The 3,387-nt window shown below is 42.2% G+C and carries 2 protein-coding genes; both read left to right on the top strand.

The annotated features are described in order from the left end of the window. Positions 1-350 precede the first annotated feature (350 nt). On the top strand, positions 351-674 hold the full coding sequence (locus GNE10_RS33105) for a YnfA family protein (protein ID WP_099069002.1): 324 nt from the start codon (positions 351-353) through the stop codon (positions 672-674). Positions 675-1,595: 921 nt separating this feature from the next. Continuing rightward, a complete protein-coding gene (locus tag GNE10_RS33100; RefSeq protein WP_371411483.1) occupies positions 1,596-2,987 on the top strand; it encodes an ammonium transporter in 1,392 nt (463 codons plus the stop codon). The last annotated feature ends 400 nt before the right edge of the window (positions 2,988-3,387 follow it).

Raw genomic sequence — 3,387 nt, 5'->3', positions numbered from 1 at the left:
TTTATGGGGTATGGGGAGAGCAGGGAGACAAGGGAGAAGAGAAAGACAAGGAAGAGGGGGGAGAAAAGGAAGAAAAATTGCTACCTTGTCCCCCTTGTCTACCTTAAACTTCTAACAGAAGTGGGGAAAAGGGTAAGGGGTAAAGGAGAAAGGGCAAATAAAAACCCTTTTCCCTTTAACCTTTACCCTTTCCCCCCTCTTGTCTCCCCATCTCGCCATCTACCTTATCTCTCATGCTTCATAACCCATACCCAATTCGATGGACAAACTTTCTTTAATTAATGACAATACTTGAGTTAAAACCGTTAGCGTAATTTCACTGAGTTCAACGTTAGTCCAAAATTAGCCAAATGATTAAGTCGCTGTTGTATTTTTTATGGGCTGGTTTATTTGAAATCACTGGTGGCTATTTGATTTGGTTGTGGTTGCGTGAAGCTAAGCCTTTATGGTACGGGATACTAGGCGGAATTGCTTTAGCTATCTATGGAGTGATTGCAACTTTTCAGCCAGCGAATTTTGCTAGAGTCTATGCGGCTTATGGGGGTGTATTTATTGCAATGACAATGTTTTGGGGTTGGAAGGTAGATGGAGTTAGTCCAGACCGCTACGACTTAATGGGAGCTTGTTTAGCTGTGGTAAGCGTATTAATTATTATGTTTGCACCCCGCAGTTAAGTAATTTTACTAAATTGTTGGCATGATTAGGGTTGGCGAGGAGACGCGGGAATTGTGCAACGCCCAAATTTTGAAATCATTCTGGAATTATGCAATGCTGAAAATAGAAATGTTGAAATTTTCTGAATGCAAATGACATCAGGGCTAAATTAATTTATACAAAAGAAAAAAGATTGGTTTTGACCAGAAGTAAGCACAAGGGACTTGCAACTCAAAAAATATTTCATTGTTATTGTTGACTGTTGAGTGTTGACTGTTGACGGTTAACAATCGACAGTCAACGTTTATTTTTTGCAGTTCCCCAAAAAACAATATGTCTTTATCTTTCAGGACTTAGGCAAAAATCGCCAAAAAGCTCCAACTATCAAGGCAGATGCCTTCTTTACGAGAGGTTTCCGCCAACGCACAGCGTCTTGTACAGAAGAATTCGTAGAGTGTGCGTAAGTCTTATCTTTAATAGCATTTCACAAAATTTTGAATACATATATATCTACCGTAAGGCAGCACTGCTGTGTTACTTAGTATTTTAATGTATAAAATTTAGCAATTAATTATTGCCTTCTAGCGTATGGCTGTTTGCTATTGCTGGTTTACTCTTTGGTGCTTTTAAGTAAAATTATTTATATAAATAGATATTGTATACATAATTACTGAAAAAAGTATCATTCTGTATTTGTGCAAATTATTGAGTAATATCAAGCAAAATTCCTCAGGCTGACAAATTATTGAAATTTTGATTAAACTCTCATAAAATTATTGAAATTATGATACTGTTGTTAACATTTCAAAAAAACTAAATTAGAGTAGCTTTCAAAACAAAAAATCGTATTGAAAGGTACTGAAAATATATTAATCTAATACAAATTTGTTGGTGCTTAGGAACAAAAACAAGTGTTGAAGAAAGTTGTCACGATCGGGGCTATGACCCTGCTATTTTTGGCACAGCCGTTGATGGGTAATGCTTTTGCCCAAACATCAGCAGCCAGCCCACCTGCGGCGGATACCGGTGATACAGCATTTATGTTGATTTCGGCAGCACTCGTGCTGCTAATGACACCGGGATTGGCATTCTTTTATGGTGGATTTGTTCGATCGCGCAATGTCCTAAATACATTGATGATGAGCTTTGTGTTAATGGCGATCGTGGGAGTGACCTGGATTCTCTGGGGTTATAGTCTTGCTTTTGCGCCGGGTTTGCCGTTCATCGGTGGATTGCAGTGGTTGGGATTGAATGGTGTGGGTTTAGAGACAACCGATTATCTCAAAGGTTCAAATCCTGCGGATATTGTTTCTTATGCCGGGACGATTCCCCATCAGGCATTCATGATTTATCAAGCCATGTTTGCCATTATCACCCCAGCCTTAATTTCTGGAGCGATCGCCGAACGCATGAGTTTCCGCGCCTATTGTCTATTTGTACTGCTGTGGTCAACCTTTGTTTACAGTCCCCTAGCTCACATGGTTTGGGCAAAAGGTGGATTCTTAGGTTTGGCTGGGGGTTTGGGTGCCCTCGACTTTGCAGGTGGTACGGTAGTTCACATTAGTTCTGGGGTTTCTGCTTTAGTTGCAGCGATGGTTCTTAAGCCTCGCAAAACCCATCCCGACCGTCTTAGCCCACCACACAACGTTCCTTTTATTTTGCTTGGTGCTGGGTTGCTGTGGTTTGGCTGGTTCGGCTTCAACGCTGGAAGTGCCCTATCCGTTGGTAGCGGAACTTCCGGTAACTTAGTCACAAATCTAGCAACATCAGCCTTCGTCGCCACTAATACGGCGGCGGCGGCGGCGGCTTTAATGTGGCTAATCATGGAAGCAGTTTTAAGGGGTAAACCAACCGCAGTGGGAGCTGCTACAGGAGCCGTTGCTGGTTTGGTGGGTATTACTCCTGCTGCGGGATTTGTGACACCGCTATCAGCAATTTTCATTGGTTTCCTCACAGCCTTTGTTTGCTTCTATGCCATTAGTTTCAAACACAAGCTATTAATTGACGATGCCTTAGACACCTATCCCGTGCATGGCGTTGGTGGTACAGTGGGGGCAATTTTAACAGCCGTATTTGCTACCACTCAAGTCAACGGAGGCGGTAAAGACGGTGTGCTGCGTGGTAATTTTGGGGAATTGGGAATTGAACTAGTAGCAATTGTTGTTGCTTATGTGATTGCTGGTGTTGGTACTTTCATTATTCTCAAAATTATCGATGCTACAGTCGGGCTACGAGTCAAAGAGGAAGCAGAATTGCAAGGTTTGGATATCAACGAACACGGAGAAGAAGGTTATAATTCCGAGTTTGGTGGCGATCGTCCTATTCAATCATAAGTAGGGAGTGGGGAGTGAGGAGTGAGGAGTTAGGAGTGAGGAGTTAGGAGTGAGGAGTTAGGAGTGGGGAGTTAGGAGTGGGGAGTTAGGAGTGGGGAGTTATTTATTTTATCCCCTTGTTTCCCCATATCCGTCACTCCCTCATCTCCTCATTCCCCACCATCCGGGTTGGCGCTAGTGGTCTGCCGTAAGGGCTGGGGAAAAGATAAGGAATTTAAAACCTTTACCCTTTGCCCTTTGTCCTTTGCCCTTTACCCTTTGCCCTTTACCCTTTGCCCTTTACCCTTTGCCCTTTACCCTTTGCCCTTTGCTCTTTCCCTTTTATCATTTACCGTTTCTTTTCTGTCTTTTGTTCTATTTCATTTGAAATTAGCCCTTTAATTACACTTGTTTAGATTTT

The organism is Nostoc sp. 2RC (assembly GCF_014222165.1).
Taxonomy (GTDB): domain Bacteria; phylum Cyanobacteriota; class Cyanobacteriia; order Cyanobacteriales; family Nostocaceae; genus Nostoc; species Nostoc linckia.
Note: the sequence above shows the minus strand (reverse complement) of the source record. Positions and strands in the feature narration are given on the sequence as shown.